Origin of the sequence: Paenibacillus polymyxa, from assembly GCF_001719045.1 — a bacterium.
GTDB classification, from domain to species: domain Bacteria; phylum Bacillota; class Bacilli; order Paenibacillales; family Paenibacillaceae; genus Paenibacillus; species Paenibacillus polymyxa_B.
On record NZ_CP015423.1, the window covers coordinates 3,423,485 to 3,441,025 of the forward strand.

The window sequence follows — 17,541 nt, forward strand, 5'->3', positions numbered from 1 at the left end:
TGGTAGTTTGTATGTTGCGGCACATCTATCGTAATCTCTAATTCATCAAGTGCGTTAATCCGTCGCACGGAATAGTGGCTTTGGACTGCACATGCTATAATACGGTGAACCAGTATCAGGAAGGAGAATCCAACCCATATGAAAAAAACAATTGCTACTGAAAAAGCACCCGGTGCTATCGGCCCTTATAGCCAAGCGGTAGAGGCAGGCGGGTTTATTTACACTTCGGGACAGCTTGGACTGAATCCGACAACAGGTGAGTTTGGTAAGGATGTACAGGAGCAGGCACGCCTGTCCTTGAGCAATGTACAAGCCATTCTGGAAGAGGCAGGCAGCAACATGAACCAGGTTGTGAAAGCGACTGTATTCCTGAAGGACATGAACGATTTTGTCAGCGTCAATGAGGTGTACAGTTCTTTCTTTGAACAACCCTACCCAGCACGCAGTGCGGTGGAGGTAGCTCGTCTGCCTAAGGATGCACTGGTAGAGATTGAAGTCATTGCATTGAAGGGCGAATAATCTGAAAGATCCGTTCATAAAATAAAAAGTTTGCATGGCAAACGGGTGTCCCTATTAAATAGAGACACCCGTTTACTCAAATTTAATGTGTTTTGTTCTTTTAAAATACAGAGCGGAGGTGGAGATGATTAATAAAAAAATAATTTTGACTGGTGGAGGCTCTTCAGGACATGTAGCAGTAAACCTAGCTTTGATTCCTCACTTACTGGAACAACATTGGAGTGTCCAATACATAGGCTCTGAACAAGGGATTGAAAGAAAATTGATTTCCGGACTAGAAGATGTGTGTTATTTCAGTATCTCAACTGGAAAATTGCGTAGATATTTTGATTGGGATAATTTTAAGGACCCTTTTAAAGTACTGAAGGGGATTTCTCAAGCGTACCGGATTATAAGAAAAGAAAAACCGGATGTTATTTTTTCAAAAGGCGGATTTGTTTCGGTTCCTGTGGTATTGGCTGGATGGTTGAATAAAGTCCCTGTAATCATTCATGAATCAGATATTACCCCTGGATTAGCTAATAAGATTTCCAGCACATTTGCTACAGAAATTTGTACTACCTTTCCTGAAACCACTCAGTACTTTCGCTCTAAGCATACTCGGTATGTAGGTGCTATTGTGAGAGATGAACTAAAAAATGGGAAGGCAGCCAAAGGTTTGACCTATTGCGGTTTTACTCGGAATAAGCCGATCATTCTGATCATGGGTGGGAGTTTAGGCTCCAAGAAGATCAATGAGATGGTCTGGATGAATTTAGAGGCTTTGCTCGTTCATTTTCAAATCGTGCATATTTGTGGTAAAGATCAAGTGAATCATTCCATTCATATGCATGGCTACAAGCAATTTGAATACATAAACGATGAACTGGCGGATGTTATGACGATGGCAGATATGGTTGTTTCTAGGGCGGGTTCAAATTCCATTTTTGAATTCTTGACGCTGCGGAAGCCGATGCTATTGATCCCTCTTTCAAAGGTGGTTAGCCGGGGAGATCAAATTCTAAATGCAAAATCATTTAAAGCGCAAGGCTTTTGTGAATTTTTAGAAGAAGAAGAGTTGGAATCTGAACGATTTGTCGACATAATACTTCGTTTGTATGAAAAAAGGTCGGATTATATTATCAATATGAAGAAAATCAATGCAGATCACTCGACAAGCAAGCTTATAGATTTGTTTAAAGTCCATACCTAATCACATGGTTAAAATGAATAAACAAAGCAAGCGAGCTTGGGCTAGATGATTCAGACCCAAACTCGCTTGTTCTTGCTAGAGATCATATTCGTTTTCTTTAATCCCGGTCTCGATTACGGGCAAAGAATAGCCATAGCGCGTACACCAGAATGATTGCCGCCAAGATCAATGCGGCTAGCCGTACATTTTCATTGTTCGGATGCTCGACGGCGATGGCGACATAGGCCCATACAAATACGAGAGGATAAATGCTGTCGCGATAAGGGAAGCTGACCATGATCGCCAATGCGGTGCCGATGAGCAGGAAAATGATCGCCCATGTCGTATCGCTGAGTCCCCAGCCACTCCATTCATTCTTTTCCAGTGCCATTGCAATGTTGATAATAGTAGCAATGGATACCCAACCGAGATTGAGGCTGAACGGTAGCTTGACGAACCACATTTCTCCAAGGGTTGGTTGCGGCGTGCGGGTACGTACATACACGACGCTAAGGGAAAGCAAGTATAGAATAATGACGATGACACACAGCTCTACGTATACATACTGCCAGAGGAAAATCCAGATGATATTGAAGAGACAGCTTAGAATAAAAAAAATACCGATGGACTGAACGCTTGTCTTGGATTGCCCTGTAGGTGTAGCTTGGTACACGGCAAAGCAGGCGAGCAGTACGTAGATGACCGACCAGATGGAAAAAGCGTAACCCGCTGGTGTGATCAAGGTAGGGTACATGTTGGATACAGCAGCAGTGCTTCTGCCGCCGATAGGAAGTGTAGACGCCAGAATGTTAACGAGAATGACAGCGATAAATGCAATAATATTCCACCATTTATACGGATGGCTTCGTGACATAGGGATATCTCCTCCTCATCGAATGATGATCCAAAATGACCGACTGGTCACAACTTCTATTATGAATATACCCACTTTGCTTTCGAATATGTCCTAACGGGAAAAAGTTTCTTGATCCCAGTATAATCATAAAAAGATGTATGTATATGCAGTCATATGTAGTACAATGGTGAAAATTTTAAGCACTATATAAGCTGAAATTTCTCGGATTCAACTTATATGGAAGTAAGGAGATAAGTAGAATGAATGGCTTGGAGAAAGTAGGGAAATTTGTAGGAGGAACCTTTTCCGTCTGGGTACTTTTATTTGCATGCTTGGGATTTTTCTTTCCTGCGGCGTTTACAGGGTTGAAAGGATACATACAGTTATTTCTGGGCATTGTCATGTTTGGGATGGGATTAACTTTATCTGCGGCTGACTTTCGTGAAGTATTCCGGCGCCCAGTGGATGTGGCTATTGGTGTGGTCGGGCATTATCTGATTATGCCGTTTCTGGCCTTTGGATTGGCATTAGTATTGCAGCTGCCACCGGATATTGCGGTAGGTGTCATTTTGGTAGGCTGTTGTCCGAGTGGAACTGCCTCCAACGTAATGACGCTTTTATCCAAAGGCGACGTGGCATTGGGCGTGTCGATTGCTTCGGTGTCGACGCTGATTGCTCCACTGGCTACTCCGGCGATGATTAACCTGCTTGCTGGACGTTGGATGAATATTGATGCGAAGTCGCTGATCATGGATATTCTCATCGTAGTTATTGTCCCCATAGTGCTGGGTGTTATCGTTAAGTCGCTATTTCGCAAACAGGCAGAAGCCAGTGTTCAGGCGCTGCCGCTCATATCAACACTGGCGATTGTACTCATCGTGGCTATTGTGGTTGCAGGCAGCAAAGGAAAGATTTTGGAGACAGGTCCGATTATTTTTGGTGTGGTTATTTTGCATAATGGTATCGGGTTCCTGCTTGGATATTGGTTTGCCAAGCTATTCGGTATGAATCTTTCCAAGCGTAAAGCTGTTACGCTGGAAACGGGAATGCAGAATTCCGGACTGGGCGCTGCGCTTGCAGCAGCTCACTTTAACCCGATTGCTGCTGTACCGAGTGCGATTTTTAGCGTGTGGCATAATATTTCCGGCTCGTTGCTCGCGACCTGGTTTTCCCGCCGGGAGGAGAAGAACAGCACAGCCGGGAACCATTAAGCTTTGTCAGTGGCTTGTGATAAGTAGCTGCGGTTCAGCTTTTTCGAACAGTTTAGAGAAGATCAGAAAGGATAGATTTGACTTTATAGTTGCGGATCTTTATACTGTGGTTATTACAACCACTGTATTTAAGTAAGCAACAGTAGTTTAAGTTCGTTATGGAAGGAAAACTGCATCGAATTCGTATTCGGCTTCATGCTCAACAGCCTTATATATCTGATCTGATTTAAACTGAAGGAGAGAGAACGAATGAACCCAAAATATAAGTCTCTATTTGAAACTTTTACCCTGCCATCCGGTGTTACGTTGAAGAACCGTATTACCATGGCACCTATGACTAACTTTGCTTCCCACGAAAATGGTGAAGTCAGTGACCAGGAGCTGGCGTACTACCGCGAACGTTCCGGTGGTGTAGGCGCGGTTATTACCGCTTGTGTGTATGTAACTCCAGATGGCAAAGGCTTTGTCAATGAGTTCGGTGCGGACAAGGATGAAATGATTCCGAGCCTGCGTCGTCTGGCGGATACGATTCATCAGGAGGGCGCGAAAGCGATCCTGCAAATTTATCATGGTGGCCGCCTGTGTCCACCAGATCAAATTCCAGATGGACAGCCGATCAGTGCAAGCGCAGTAGCCGAGGAAAAAGAAGGTGCGCCTGTGCCGCGTGAAATGACCTCCGATGATATCCACCGCGTCATCCGTGCCTATGGCGAAGCAACTCGCCGCGCGATTGAAGCAGGCTATGATGGTGTGGAGCTTCACGGAGCGAACGGTTACCTGGTTCAGCAGTTCTTCTCTCCGCACTCCAATCTTCGTACCGATGAATGGGGTGGAAGTCTTGAAAAACGATTGACCTTTCCGCTGGCGGTTGTTCACGAAGTGAAGAAAGTGATCGCAGAACATGCAAAGCGGCCATTCATCTTTGGATACCGCTTGTCTCCTGAGGAAGGACACACACCAGGCATTACGCTGGAGGATACGATGGTGCTTGTAGACCGTCTGGCGGATCAAGGGCTGGATTACCTGCACATTTCCGTAAATCATTTCTTCGGTGGTTCGTTCCGCGACCGTAGTGACGAACGGTCACGTACCGTTCTCATTCATGAGAAGGTAGGTAACCGTGTGCCGATTATGGGAGTCGGATCGCTGAATACACCGGACGAGGCGCTTGCAGCACTGGAGACAGGTGTACCGCTTGTATCGCTGGGACGTCCGCTTTTGATGGAGCCGCAATGGGTTCAGAAGGTGCAAAACGGCACAGAAGATACCATTCGCACGACATTATCCAAGCAAGCCCAGCAGGAGCTAGTCATTCCTGACTACTTGTGGGGTGCGTTGACGACCCTTCCAGGCTGGATGCCTGTTACGGACTAAATTTTGAACGATGGAGATACCCTAGACTGCTCTCATGCACCTGGGGTATTTTCCTGTCTCGTGACCGTGAACACAATAATATAGGAATAACTGAGAAAGAAGGAAAATGACAATGTTACATAAAGCTAATGGCGCCATTTTGATAAAGTCCACCCATCCGGGGCTACAGATTCGATTGTTACAAGTAAGTGATGCAGAACGTTTATTAGAGATCAGACGTGAAAATTTTGATTTTTTCAAACCGTTCGAGCCAGAACGACCTGAAATTTACTTTACGCTGGAAGAACAGGCGCGTCTGATTTCTAACGGTTTGGAAGCGGCACAAGCCGGACAGGGATATACGTTTGGACTTTTTTTGCCGGAAAATGATAAGCTGATCGGCAGAATAGAGCTGTCGGGTATCGCTAGAGGCCCCTTTCAAAACGCCAATCTGGGCTACTTTGTAGATCCTGCATACCACGGACAAGGCTATGCCACTTCCGCAGTGAAGGATATTGTACGCTACGCCTTAAATGAGTTGGAATTACACCGTATTCAAGCTGGAGTGATGCCAAGAAATACGCCTTCCAATCGAGTGATGGAAAAGGCAGGATTTCGCCGCGAAGGGCTGGCTCTCAACTATTTGAAGATTAATGGTGTGTGGGAAGATCACGTGTTGTATGCGGTCACGGCTGAGGATTTGCAGAATGGCGTTTTCTGAATTCGCCGGGCGTGACCCCCTCCAGTTTTTTGAACACCTTGCCAAAATATTTTTCATCCTGATACCCGACCATACCGGCAATATGATGAAGGCGCAGCTTGTCATTCAGCAGCAATAGCTTTGCCTTGCTCATCCTGATCTGACACAAATAGTCCGACAGATTAACCCCGTACTCCTGCTTGAATTTACGAGAAATATATTCGCGACTGAGATAAAAGCGACTCGCCATATCCTGTAGAGAAATGTCCTCGTCATAGTGTGCATCCAGATAGCGGGCAATATCACGGATGGTCGGGTTGTTTGGGCTATGGCTTGGTGTAAGTGCCTGACCGGCTGCCAGCAGTCGGTTTTCAACCTGTCTTTGCCATAAGGGCAGGGAAAGCATACCACGGTTGTCGACCGGCAGTGCATGAATGGAGCCGGACTCATCTGCCAGTTCCTCGCCATCGGTATCTCCGGGTCTGTCATTCAGCCAGCGGGCCAGCATCCAGTCCAACTCCTGATTCCAACTGGCTAGCTGCTCTGCTGTCACCGAAGGCAGCTCGGCTACGGCTGCTATCCAGTGGCCTACCGCTATCGACACACGATTGGCATTACAGCTGAGTGCACTAAGCCGCAGTTCCTCTTCCATCTCAGGCAACTGGGGAAGACGAATGCTTTGCCGTGTCTGGGAACTCTGGTGCATCCAGTCGACGGTTTGCAACACATCCCGTTTCCACAACGCTTGCCGTGCCTCTTGGTAGGCAGTGGCTGCCGCTATGGGAAAAGCGCCAAAAGAGCCAAAAGAGCCAACCCCGATGTGCATGTAACACCGCAAAGCCGTTTTGATCCCTGTGTGAATATCCTGCAAGAGCAGCGGCCAACGAGATGGCTCGCCCCAATATAGCAGAATAATTTCGTCCATACGCTCCAGATGACGGAATGCAATTCCGGTTTGAGAAGTTCCAAGAAATTCGTTGCAAATGTTAATCAGGGAAAAGCTCAAAAGCGCACGACGCGTTTTATATTTGTCCAGTATATCGGCATCCAGCTGCGTGGTACTCATCACAGCTGCATTACATATCTGAATAGCTGCTGGAAGACGTAACTCCTCACGTAAGGGCGTAATGGAAAGAGGGGTACTCGCTATACCGGAAACGATCTCAGTCAGGAGCTTATCGGCATAGTGCGGCCTCATCCGGTTGACCTCCATGGCCTGCATCGTCTGTCTGTTCCGGTCTTGCTCCGCTGTCCGCCAGGCTTGAGTGGCTTTATTTAAAGCCTCGTTAATCTCCACTGGATCTACGGGCTTAAGAATATAGTCCATGCCTCCCCGGCGGATGACCTGTCGAACCAAATCAAAATCATCATAACCACTGACCACCACAACTCGGGTTGCTGGGGAATTCACTTGAATCCACTCCATCAGTGCTACTCCATCCTTGCCGGGCATCCGCATATCCGTAAGTACAACGGGTGGGGAAAGGGCGGTAATGACCTCAATCGCCTGATCGCCCGACTCAGCTTCAAGTACCTCGCTCACACCGCACGCTTCCCAATGTACGAGCATCCGAATGGCATGGCGTACATGCTTCTCATCATCCACAATCAGGACTTTCATTGACAGATCACTCTCCCTTAATATGAATTTCTGCAGGGGCTTCAGTGCGAATTTCGAGTGTATAACGGACACCATGAGGCAGGATGTTGTCTACGCACAGGGTGTTGGAACCATCCTCCGAGTGAAGCTGAATACGCAATAGAACATTACGAAGGCCAATGGAATCCTGCTCGCTAGTGTCCGGCTCTTCGTAGGCTTTCAGCGGACGTTTTAACATATGCTGGAGCTGCTCCAATTCGGCCTGTGGAATGGAAGCTCCGTTGTTTTCCACGGTTATTTTCACAATGCCTTCCCGGATTCGGCTGCCTGTAATGCGAACTTCACCGGGCCCCAGCCGGGGATCGGCTCCGTGTTTAAAGTAGTTTTCCACCAACGGTTGGAGAATCATTTTAGGCACCCGATCATTCAGGACCTCATCTTCCCACTGGTAAGTGACCTCTAATTGCTCACCGAAGCGTTCCTTTTGTAAATCAAGATATTGTTTTACATGTTCGGCTTCTTCCTTGAGTGTAACGACCGTATGGTCCCGCATGTTATAGCGCAGCATTTTGGCAAGGGAAGAGAGCAGAGAATAAATCCGCGGCACCTCATGCTGTAGAGCCAGGGTTCCAATCGATTGTAGCGTATTATATAAAAAATGAGGATTAATCTGTGCTTGAAGCGCTTTCAACTGATGTGTCTTATTAGCCAGCTCCAGCTTGTATTCCCGCAAAATGAGGTTATTGATGGTATCCATCATCTGTCTGAAACGGCGCGAAAGTACTCCGATCTCATCGTTACTCATGGCCCGAATGTCTACATCCAGTTGACCGGACTGAATCTGGTTTATGTAGCGAGTCAGTCGCTTAATAGGTTCCGTGATTTTTATCGAAATCCATAACGTGGCCACAATGACAAGTAGCAACGCTGCGCCTGTAATGACCGCATTAATCTGAGTCAGGCGGGTAGCCCGTAAATACAGCGTACGATGTGGAATTTTCTTGACGAGCGTCCAGCCTGACAGGTTGGCATCCAGCTTGCCGTACACGTGCAGTGCCGTATCATCCTCAATCACTCCGTGCTCGCCTTCTTTAGAAATTCGATTGAGTAGGTCAGATTCCTTCCAGTGTGTTCCAATCGCTGTTTCTTTTCCGCTATATATGATTGTTCCGTTCCGATCGATCAAAAACAGCTCCTCTGTATCCGCATCATACAATTGACGGCAAATACTGCGCAGCGGCTCCAGATCAACATCTATAGCCAGTACCCCAAGCGTCTCTGAGGCAGGAATGTTCCGAATCGCCCGATGAAGTGTAAATACCTGCCGCTTTGTGCTGTGCTCCGCATAGGAAACCGCCGAAAAGCCGTACATATGCTTCATGTGCGAAGGCTGTATGAATAGTCCAGAAGGGCCGTAATGAATAGAACCAGTAAAGGGCTCCAGTCGGAATTCCCGTAGCGGGACTGTACTGGTAATCAACGTGGATTGCCCAGCCTCAAAAGAATGCAAATACACTTGGTCAATGCCTGACGAAGCATTCATCATCGTTTGCAGCGTGGTGTAAATTTCAGCGACGGCCCGGTAATCATCCGGAATTTTGGCCAGATTACGCAGAAAATGGGGGTCATTATAGACTCCGATGGACGCACGATTCAGTCCCTGTAAATAGTTATCCAGATTCGTAATTCCCTGAAAAATAAGCCGTTCATTTTCTTGTGTGGCCTGCTCCCGCAAGGATTGCTTGGTGAGAACGAAGGTCATAGTCATCGACAGCAGCAGCGGCAGAGTGACCGCAATGAGCAAAAACCAGATCAGGCGGGAACGAATACTGTGAAATTTCATGCAATGAGCTCCTTTCACAATTCAAGGCGAGCCAGAGGTCAATATTTTCCCCCCTAATGGTTCACGATCCTACGTGTTCTCCAGAGCGCTTATTCGACATAATGAACATGTGAATCGCATATCCGTACGGCCCAAGCATCATGCTGCTGAAAGAAAGCCGTAAGGGAGCGTTCCAGACACCAACAGACAACAAAAGGGGGGGATCGGATTGAATCGCGCCAAGTCGTCGCAATGGCTCCAGCAATGCATTTTTGTAGGGCCGTCGACGTTATTTTTCGTTATCATTATTGTAATCCCTTTTATGCTCGGAATGTACTATTCTTTTACAGAGTGGAATGGGGTAGCCAATGAGGCAAAGTGGGTCGGGCTGGATAATTTCAGTCACATTTTATGGAATGATGACAAATTTGGGACAGCGTTCTGGTTTACGGTCCGTTTTACGGTGGTAGGAGTGGTGGCTGCGAATATTTTTGGCTTTCTGCTGGCGTATTTTCTAACCAAACCGCTGAAAACAAAAAATGTACTCAGGACCATCTTTTTTATGCCTAATGTGATCGGAGGTCTGTTGCTGGGCTTTATCTGGCAGTTTATTTTCGTCAAGGGATTTGCAGCAATCGGAGAGAGCACGAACTTGTCCTTCTTCAACCTGTCCTGGTTGGGAGATGAGATCACGGCCTTCTGGGGCATTGTAATCGTGTTTATCTGGCAAACTGCCGGGTATTTGATGGTTATTTATATCTCTTCCCTGACCAATGTGCCCCGCGATATGCTGGAAGCAGCCGAAATTGACGGAGCAAGCCGGATGCAAATTTTGCGGTCGATTATACTTCCTTTGATCATGCCTGCCGTTACGGTATGTCTTTTCCTGGCGATATCATGGTCATTCAAAATGTTCGATCTCAATTTGTCACTGACCAAAGGCGGTCCCTTCGGGTCCACAGAGTCGGTTGCACTCAATATTTACAATGAAGCGTTTGTGAATAATCGTTATGGGCTGGGAACAGCTAAAGCACTCATTTTCTTTATCATTGTTGCTCTGGTTACGAGCCTTCAGGTACGACTGACGAAAAGTCGGGAGGTGGAAGCGTAAATGGAAACAAGCAAGCGCTACCGCTTTGGAACATGGGCGACCGAGATGGTGATGATCCTCGTCGCATTGTTATTCCTCGTCCCGTTTTACTTTTTATTCGTGAATTCGGTCAAAAGCTTTGGTGACCTGCTCACCGATTCTGCGGCCTGGCCACAAACCTTTGTATGGAGCAACTACGCTAGAGCGTGGAGCATCACGCGTTTTCCCGAAGCTTTATGGAATTCACTTGTAGTTACGGTAGTTAGTAATCTGCTGCTCGTACTGATCAGCTCAATGGCTGCTTACCGAATGGTCCGGCGTCCGACACGTTATAATCGAGTGTTGTTCAGCCTGTTCGTAGCTGCCATGGTTATTCCTTTTCAATCGGTGATGATTCCTTTGGTCAAGGTTGTAAGTACACTGGATTTAATGAACAGTATAAGTGGTCTGGTAATCTGTTATCTGGGATTCGGAGCCCCTATGTCAATCTTCCTCTTTCATGGATTCGTCAAAGGTGTGCCAGTCGAGGTGGAAGAAGCAGCTACGGTGGACGGCTGTACGCCTTACGGAGTGTTTTTCCGAATTGTGTATCCGTTGATGCTGCCGATGATGGTAACTGTTATTATTTTAAATACGCTCTGGATTTGGAATGATTATCTCCTGCCTTCTCTGGTACTGCAAAAGGCTGAACTGCGCACGATTCCGATTGCGACCTATGCCTTTTTTGGACAATACACGAAGCAGTGGGATTTGGCTTTGCCTGCTTTGGTGCTGGGCATCTTGCCAGTCATTGTATTCTTTCTGGCCATGCAAAAATATATTATACAAGGTATTATGGCTGGTTCGGTCAAAGGTTGAGTGTGGCGATGAGCTGAAAATGTACACGGTGTGCCACTCCGCAAACGGAGGACACTTTGAAATTTAGAATAGAAAGGAACATAAAAATGAAAACGCATACTTTTAAAAAGAAAGCTCAAGCACTGATCTTGCTTCTCGCGGCCTTTGCCCTGGTTTTGGCAGGTTGTAACAGCAGTGGCGGACAAAACGCAGGCAAAGAGGAAGTGAAGGAAAAAACAATTCACATTTTTCAGTTTAAGGTAGAGATTGCAGAAGCGCTGAATCGCATGAAAGCGGAATACGAAGCTTCTCATCCAGGGATCAAGCTCGATATTCAGACCGTGGGCGGGGGCAGTGACTATGGAGCGGCGTTAAAGGCGAAGTTCGCCTCCGGGGAGCAGCCGGATATTTTTAACGTAGGAGGTTACCGCGAGCTGGATACGTGGCTGGAATATTTGGAGGACCTGTCTGACCAGCCTTGGGTTGGCGATGTGGTCGATGTCGCCAAAGAACCGATGACCAAAGACGGCAAACTGTATGGCCAGCCGATGAATCTGGAGGGGTACGGCTTTATTTATAACAAGGATTTGTTCAAGAAGGCGGGGATTACGGAGACCCCTAAAACATTGTCCGAACTGGAGGGAGCTGCGCAAAAGCTCCAAGCCGCAGGGATAACTCCATTTTCTAATGGATATCAGGAGTTTTGGGTGCTGGGCAATCATTTGCTGAACGTGGCATTTGCCAATCAGCCGGACCCTTCGGCCTTCGTCAAAGGACTAAATGATGGAACAGCAAAGATTCCGGGCAACGCTGTATTCGCCGAGTGGGTTAAGCTGTTCGATCTGACAATGAAGTATGGCAATTCGAAGCCGCTCACGACCGATTACAACACGCAGGTAACGAACTTCGCTACTGGAAAGGCTGCCATGATGCAGCAAGGGAACTGGACTCAGGTCCAAATTGACGGAATTAATCCGAAGCTGAATCTGGGTATTTTACCTATGCCGATTGGTGAAGACGCAACAGCCGGAGATAAGCTGTTTGTCGGTGTCGCCAACAACTGGGTGGTTAATAAAAATTCGACTGTCAAACCCGAAGCAAAGGAGTTCTTAAACTGGATGGTGACATCCGAGCAGGGTAAAAAGTATATCACCAAGGAATTCAAGTTTATTCCAGCATTCAAGAGCATCGAAGGGGCAGAGGCTGATATGGGCCAACTGGGTGCGGAAGTGGTGAAATACAGTAAGGAAAACAAACTGTTGGGCTGGTTCTTTAGCCGCTATCCTGAAGGAGCACAGCAAGAATTCGGAAGTCAGATGCAAGCTTATGTGGCAGGTAAATCGGATGCCGGGAAGCTATTCGAGGATTTCCAGAGAACATGGGATAATTTGAAGACCAAATAAGGAACAAAAGCACGCGATAAAGCCTTCATATTTCAGGGAGATTGCATGATCCTGAAATATGAAGGCTTTTCTGTAAACAAAATTATAAATGGTAATGGAGCAGAGCTATATCCCCGCGGCGTTCTATTTCTTTGAGCTTAAATGTACTTGGTAGCGTTCCTTCTGGAAATAACGGTATTCCTTGTCCAAGCACCTTGGGAATGATCGCAATGATAGCCTTCTCCAGCAGTCCAGCTTGTAAGAAGGCCTGAACTAACTGGCCTCCACCGACTAGCCATACCGCACCTTCCGATTGTTCTTGTAGACGTGGAACCAGTTCAGTCAGAGCTTCGTCCGTAAATGTAATATGTGGCGCTTGCTGTTGTTCCGTTAATGCTCGTGTGAGCACATAGCATGGCTTGCCAGCATAAGGGAAATCATCTGAGAGCTTCAACACTTCCTCATACGTCAGCCTGCCCATCAGCACTGTACCTACGGTGTCGTAAAAGTCGGCATATCCATTGTCCCCGCCATCCCCTTTAACATCATACAGCCAGTCCACCGAACCGTCCGGCAAAGCTATATACCCGTCGAGACTCATGGCAATATACAGCACAACTGCGTTTGATTTCAAATCTTCCATAGTTCATTCACTCCTTTCTATTTCCTAATGTTACAATGTATTTATGACATAGTATGTCGTAGTTAAAACGGTCATTTAAAATTAATTTTTGATCCGAGGGGTACCTTATGAACGAACGAAGAATTGCTCTTATGAGGATACTGGATTCCCGAAAAAAATATACGGCGCGTGAGCTGGCTGAACGTTTTGGTGTCTCTGTCAGGACAATACAAAGAGATCTCGACTATTTGCAGCAGACCGGGTTACCCCTTTATACCGAAATGGGTCCTCATGGCGGGTATCGGGCACTCCCCAATCGGCTTCTTCCTCCCCTTCATCTTGCTCGCGACGAGGCTCTGGGTCTTTTCCTCATGCTGCAACTGTTGGAGAACATTCCAGATATCCCTTTTGGCTCGGTTCGTGGACATTTATCCGAGCACTATTATGCCGAGCTTCCACAGGATGTGCAGGACAGTATTGATCAATTAAAGGAGTACATTTCTTTTCGTATGCTACCCACTCACGCAGAATCACCCTACACCTCAATCATTTTGGAGGCTGCGTTGAATAAGCGCCGGGTGAACATGTTTTACCGCTCCGCTTCCGGTGAAAAGTGGACTGAAGTATATCCGATTGGACTGTATTTTGATCACGGATATTGGTACATGCCAGCGCATAGCAGAGACCGCATCATTCTGTACCGTTCAGATCGGGTGATTACAATAACGATGCTGGACGAAACCTTGGACAGCCTTCCCACACTTCAGGAATGGTTGGCTTCGGAGGATTCCCGTATAGGAATTCCGTCCAAAATAAAATTTACCGCATTGGGTGCCAGGCTGGCTGGATCAGATGCCCTCTTCCAAAATGTTTCCCATCAAGAAGGGCAGGATCAGGAATGGCAGGGATATATTCCGGTCGAAGAGTTTAGATATGTGTCCCGACTTTTGCTAAAATACGGGCCAGAGGCCGAGGTCATATATCCGAAAGAGCTGCGGATGAGGGTCAAGGAATTACTGCAAGACAGCCTGCATCCTTATCTGAAGGAGGATGACGAATAGGAGAGAGTATCCATAGCCATTTCCATGGCTTTTCGGACTCCCCCTTTTTATAGTTAATTACATGAATATTTAAGGTTATTAACTTATGACTTTCCATTTATTTTTGTGATAAAGTTTTGAAAAGAGCCCGTTTTCGTATATGATGAAGAGTAATAATTCAAAAGGCTGGACGGGAGACAGATATGAATCAACCGCTTTATGGAATATGGCTCGGAGATGTGTTTTTTTGCTTTTCTGGTGAGACGTCGGAACCACGTATCGATGCGTGGAGCAGTGTAATCCGCAGGCTGACGCTAAAGGGAGACCTTAGGCCGTTTCGGCAGGCTGCGTTGCGTCTTGCTGAGGTACGGATACCAAACACTGCTCGTGTGGAAACCGCGGGCAGAGGTGGCAAAAGACGTTCCATGTTGGGGCGTACATTGGAGGGTTTGGCGCTGGAACCGCGCGAGACGATGGCACTGCTGACCCGCATGGACGAGAAGGGCTGTGCGGCATCGGGCATTACGCTGGGCGAGGAAATGCAATATTGGCAAAAAGCCGCTTATTTTGCGCTAGAGCTGATGCAACGGGGCGAAATTGCGCCATCGCTTACAGAGGCGCGTCCATCGGGACCGCGTCGTCGTGGTCCGGAAGCGGCTGTCGGGGTGTGGATTCCTCGACTGTGTCAAGAGGAGGACATACGCCGCTTTCATGAGCTGGCTGCTGCGATGCCAGCTGTTTGTATGGCAGCTCCGGCCGTTTTTGCGGGTAAGGAGCCTGAAACACGCGAGGATGCAGCCGGAATCGTGCTGTACTCCTTCTTGTGTGCGGTCATCCATGCGGAAACGACCGCGGTGCTGGCAGCATCAGACCGTGAGCTGGGTCGATATCGCGCAGAGTATCGGCGCGGAGGATCGCCGCTGGCAGAGCTGTGGTGGAACAGTCTGCTGACAGGTTCCCGCCCGGTGGCGATTCAGGGAACGCCCGCGGAGATGGAGGAGCTGGTGCTTCAAGCGTCCTCTCTTGAGGGAAGCGCAATGCCTGTCACGGAACGAGAAGACAAGGAGCCGATAGAAGGGCAACTGCGGTTGTGCCTTCGTTTGGAGCCTTCCTTGGAAGAGAGTGTCAAGGATTGGCGCATTACCTTTTGGGCAGAAAGCGATGCTGAGCCGGGGTTGCGACTGCCTGCTCTGGCACTGTGGGCGCATCCTGAACGTGATCTGGTTCGAGGCGGAATTGTATATCGTCAAGTGCAGGCGCAACTGCTAATGAGGCTCGGACAGGCGGCTGAAGCAGCACCTATATTGCAAGAAGCGTTGAATCGTCCTTATCCCGAGGGGCTGACACTGGAGCCAGAGTTGTTCTTCCGTTTCCTGACGGAAGCCGTTCCTGCATTACAAAAGAACGGTATCACCGTGCAAATGCCTTCACGCTGGAGCCGGGAGGGCCGAAGACGTGCAGGCTTGCGGCTCAAAATGCGTTCGACAGAGCAGGGTGCCAAGCCAGATGGTGTGATTGCCGATACATCGTCTGTCGGCATTAACCGCATGATTTCGTTTGATGCCGAGGCTGTGCTGGGTGATACGATTTTGACGATGGAGGAACTGGAAAGCATCGTCGCGGCCAATTTGCCGTATGTACGTCTCGGAGGGGAATGGATCGAGGTCGATCCCAAGGAAATCCGTCAGGTGCTGCGCTTTATCAAGCGCGGGGAAAACGGTGAGATGAGCTTGTCCGAATGGATGCATCTGGCTGCTGAAAATGAAAGTGCAGGCGAGGCCTCATGGAAAGGCTTGTCCATCTTTGGCGCGGAATCCGCCGGATTGCTTGCGTCTTTGGCTGAGGGCGGCGTACTCCGTTCGGTAGAGCCGCGGCCTGTGCCGGAGACACTGCACGGCGCATTACGGCCCTATCAAGAGCGCGGCTTTCAATGGCTGGCTGCGATGCGTGGATTGGGCTTTGGCGTCTGTCTTGCGGACGACATGGGGCTTGGTAAAACGATTCAGGTCATCACCTGCCTGCTCGACGGTGGCATCGGCGCAGATGATCAACGTCCGGCGTTGATCGTCTGTCCGACGTCCTTGCTCGGCAACTGGCAGCGCGAGTTGAAGCGTTTTTCACCGGATTTGTCACTGTATATTCACCATGGCAACCAGCGACTCCATGGCGAGCTGTTTCAGGAAAGTGTACGTGAGTATGATATCGTCCTCACTACCTATCATTTGGCGGGCCGGGACGGCAGCGATTTATCTGCGGTATACTGGTCCTCCATCGTGTTGGATGAGGCGCAATATATAAAAAATGCACGAACAAAGCAAGCGCAAAGCGTCATGAAGCTGTCTGCTCCACACCGGATTGCCATGACAGGTACTCCGGTAGAAAATCGGCTGAGCGAGCTGTGGTCTATTTTTCAATTTCTGAATCCAGGTTACCTCGGTACGGCGTCTTCGTTCCGCCAGCGTTACAGTCTGGCGGGAGAAGAGCGGGGGTCCGCGTTGCGCGAGCTTCATCGGCTCGTCTCCCCGTTCATGCTGCGTCGACTCAAAAGCGACCCAGATATACGCAAGGATTTGCCAGAGAAGCTGGAGTTGAAATCCTACTGTGTACTGACACCAGAGCAGGCCGGATTGTATCGGGGCGTAGTGGATCAATTATTGGGAACACTGGATGGGCAGATCGGTATGGCTCGCAAAGGGCTTGTTCTGTCTTCACTGACCAAGTTGAAGCAGATTTGTGACCATCCGGGTCTGATCATTCCGGGCCGGGCTGATAGTGGTAAAACGGAAAACTCGGGCAAAATGGAGCGACTGCTGGAATTGGTGGAGACGATTCGCGAGAACGGCGAATCGGCGCTGATATTCACCCAATATGTGTCGATGGGAGAATTGCTGGTCTCTCGTTTGGCCAAAATCTTCGGGGAAGAGCCGTATTTTCTGCATGGAGGACTGGCGAAAACCAGACGAGATGAAATTGTTCACAACTTCCAGCAGGGAGAAGGCCCGAATATATTCGTACTTTCCCTGCGTGCAGGTGGCGTGGGTCTGAACCTGACACGTGCCAGCCATGTCATTCACTATGACCGCTGGTGGAATCCAGCAGTGGAAAATCAGGCGACGGACCGTGTATTCCGTATTGGTCAAAGCCGCAATGTACAAGTGCACAAGCTGATTTGCCAAGGTACACTGGAGGAGCGGATCGACGAGCTGATCGAGAGCAAAAAGGCACTTTCCGAGCAGGTTGTCGGCTCTGGTGAACATTGGCTCACCGAAATGTCTGATGATGAATTGCGTGGTCTGATTGCGTTGCAAAATGATGTATGGATTGAGTGAGCAGAGAAA

14 protein-coding genes are annotated in these 17,541 nt (G+C 48.3%); 10 read left to right on the forward strand and 4 right to left on the reverse strand.

Annotation, left to right across the window (positions count from 1 at the left end; translation table 11 throughout):
- The first annotated feature begins 138 nt into the window (after positions 1-138).
- The gene (locus AOU00_RS15305; protein ID WP_069290971.1) at positions 139-519 is read left to right on the forward strand and encodes a RidA family protein; all 381 of its coding nucleotides are present in this window, start codon (positions 139-141) and stop codon (positions 517-519) included.
- 127 nt (positions 520-646) lie between these two features.
- Positions 647-1,711, forward strand: coding sequence for an undecaprenyldiphospho-muramoylpentapeptide beta-N-acetylglucosaminyltransferase (locus AOU00_RS15310; RefSeq protein WP_172828339.1), 1,065 nt, complete (start codon positions 647-649; stop codon positions 1,709-1,711).
- A gap of 97 nt (positions 1,712-1,808) precedes the next feature.
- Here AOU00_RS15310 and AOU00_RS15315 read toward each other — a convergent pair whose 3' ends face one another.
- Complete coding sequence (locus tag AOU00_RS15315; RefSeq protein ID WP_069290973.1) at positions 1,809-2,564, reverse strand: TspO/MBR family protein; 756 nt, start codon at positions 2,562-2,564, stop codon at positions 1,809-1,811.
- Positions 2,565-2,806: 242 nt separating this feature from the next.
- On the opposite strand from AOU00_RS15315, the gene AOU00_RS15320 reads away from it, so the two are divergent.
- From AOU00_RS15320 to AOU00_RS15330, 3 genes are all read left to right on the forward strand, one after another.
- On the forward strand, positions 2,807-3,757 hold the full coding sequence (locus tag AOU00_RS15320) for a bile acid:sodium symporter family protein (RefSeq protein ID WP_069290974.1): 951 nt from the start codon (positions 2,807-2,809) through the stop codon (positions 3,755-3,757).
- 249 nt (positions 3,758-4,006) lie between these two features.
- Positions 4,007-5,131 carry an NADH-dependent flavin oxidoreductase gene (locus AOU00_RS15325; RefSeq protein ID WP_069290975.1) on the forward strand — a complete coding sequence of 375 codons (1,125 nt, stop codon included), beginning with the start codon at positions 4,007-4,009 and terminating at the stop codon, positions 5,129-5,131.
- Positions 5,132-5,243: 112 nt separating this feature from the next.
- On the forward strand, positions 5,244-5,831 hold the full coding sequence (locus AOU00_RS15330) for a GNAT family N-acetyltransferase (RefSeq protein ID WP_069290976.1): 588 nt from the start codon (positions 5,244-5,246) through the stop codon (positions 5,829-5,831).
- Here AOU00_RS15330 and AOU00_RS15335 read toward each other — a convergent pair.
- Together AOU00_RS15335 and AOU00_RS15340 are read right to left on the reverse strand one after the other, a co-directional pair.
- Complete coding sequence (locus AOU00_RS15335) at positions 5,797-7,431, reverse strand: response regulator transcription factor (RefSeq protein ID WP_069290977.1); 1,635 nt, start codon at positions 7,429-7,431, stop codon at positions 5,797-5,799. The two genes, AOU00_RS15330 and AOU00_RS15335, sit on opposite strands and share 35 nt — an antisense overlap.
- Positions 7,432-7,438: 7 nt before the next feature.
- Positions 7,439-9,253, reverse strand: a complete 1,815-nt coding sequence (locus AOU00_RS15340; protein WP_069290978.1) for a sensor histidine kinase — start codon at positions 9,251-9,253, stop codon at positions 7,439-7,441.
- Positions 9,254-9,461: 208 nt separating this feature from the next.
- On the opposite strand from AOU00_RS15340, the gene AOU00_RS15345 reads away from it, so the two are divergent.
- The 3 genes from AOU00_RS15345 to AOU00_RS15355 all read left to right on the forward strand — a co-directional run bounded on the left by AOU00_RS15345 (position 9,462) and on the right by AOU00_RS15355 (position 12,562).
- Positions 9,462-10,343: a carbohydrate ABC transporter permease gene (locus AOU00_RS15345; RefSeq protein WP_025721893.1), complete on the forward strand. Its 882-nt coding sequence runs from the start codon at positions 9,462-9,464 to the stop codon at positions 10,341-10,343.
- Positions 10,344-11,180: a carbohydrate ABC transporter permease gene (locus AOU00_RS15350; protein ID WP_025721894.1), complete on the forward strand. Its 837-nt coding sequence runs from the start codon at positions 10,344-10,346 to the stop codon at positions 11,178-11,180.
- A gap of 86 nt (positions 11,181-11,266) precedes the next feature.
- Positions 11,267-12,562 (forward strand): ABC transporter substrate-binding protein, encoded by a 1,296-nt coding sequence (locus AOU00_RS15355; RefSeq protein WP_023986792.1) that lies wholly within the window; start codon positions 11,267-11,269, stop codon positions 12,560-12,562.
- An 82-nt stretch (positions 12,563-12,644) separates the two neighbouring features.
- On the opposite strand, the gene AOU00_RS15360 is transcribed toward AOU00_RS15355, so the two are convergent.
- Positions 12,645-13,184: a dihydrofolate reductase family protein gene (locus AOU00_RS15360; RefSeq protein ID WP_069290979.1), complete on the reverse strand. Its 540-nt coding sequence runs from the start codon at positions 13,182-13,184 to the stop codon at positions 12,645-12,647.
- A 107-nt stretch (positions 13,185-13,291) separates the two neighbouring features.
- Here AOU00_RS15360 and AOU00_RS15365 point away from each other — a divergent pair, with 107 nt between their 5' ends.
- Positions 13,292-14,224 (forward strand): helix-turn-helix transcriptional regulator, encoded by a 933-nt coding sequence (locus AOU00_RS15365; protein ID WP_069290980.1) that lies wholly within the window; start codon positions 13,292-13,294, stop codon positions 14,222-14,224.
- 182 nt (positions 14,225-14,406) lie between these two features.
- Positions 14,407-17,532, forward strand: a complete 3,126-nt coding sequence (locus tag AOU00_RS15370) for a DEAD/DEAH box helicase (RefSeq protein WP_069290981.1) — start codon at positions 14,407-14,409, stop codon at positions 17,530-17,532.
- Positions 17,533-17,541 lie beyond the last annotated feature (9 nt).

Bases quoted from the DNA above. Each gene is read 5' to 3' on its own strand.
- AOU00_RS15305 (WP_069290971.1), top strand. From the start codon at position 139: ATGAAAAAAACAATTGCTACTGAAAAAGCACCCGGTGCTATCGGCCCT.
- AOU00_RS15315 (WP_069290973.1), bottom strand. From the start codon at position 2,564: ATGTCACGAAGCCATCCGTATAAATGGTGGAATATTATTGCATTTATC.
- AOU00_RS15320 (WP_069290974.1), top strand. From the start codon at position 2,807: ATGAATGGCTTGGAGAAAGTAGGGAAATTTGTAGGAGGAACCTTTTCC.
- AOU00_RS15325 (WP_069290975.1), top strand. From the start codon at position 4,007: ATGAACCCAAAATATAAGTCTCTATTTGAAACTTTTACCCTGCCATCC.
- AOU00_RS15330 (WP_069290976.1), top strand. From the start codon at position 5,244: ATGTTACATAAAGCTAATGGCGCCATTTTGATAAAGTCCACCCATCCG.
- AOU00_RS15335 (WP_069290977.1), bottom strand. From the start codon at position 7,431: ATGAAAGTCCTGATTGTGGATGATGAGAAGCATGTACGCCATGCCATT.
- AOU00_RS15340 (WP_069290978.1), bottom strand. From the start codon at position 9,253: ATGAAATTTCACAGTATTCGTTCCCGCCTGATCTGGTTTTTGCTCATT.
- AOU00_RS15350 (WP_025721894.1), top strand. From the start codon at position 10,344: ATGGAAACAAGCAAGCGCTACCGCTTTGGAACATGGGCGACCGAGATG.
- AOU00_RS15355 (WP_023986792.1), top strand. From the start codon at position 11,267: ATGAAAACGCATACTTTTAAAAAGAAAGCTCAAGCACTGATCTTGCTT.
- AOU00_RS15360 (WP_069290979.1), bottom strand. From the start codon at position 13,184: ATGGAAGATTTGAAATCAAACGCAGTTGTGCTGTATATTGCCATGAGT.
- AOU00_RS15365 (WP_069290980.1), top strand. From the start codon at position 13,292: ATGAACGAACGAAGAATTGCTCTTATGAGGATACTGGATTCCCGAAAA.
- AOU00_RS15370 (WP_069290981.1), top strand. From the start codon at position 14,407: ATGAATCAACCGCTTTATGGAATATGGCTCGGAGATGTGTTTTTTTGC.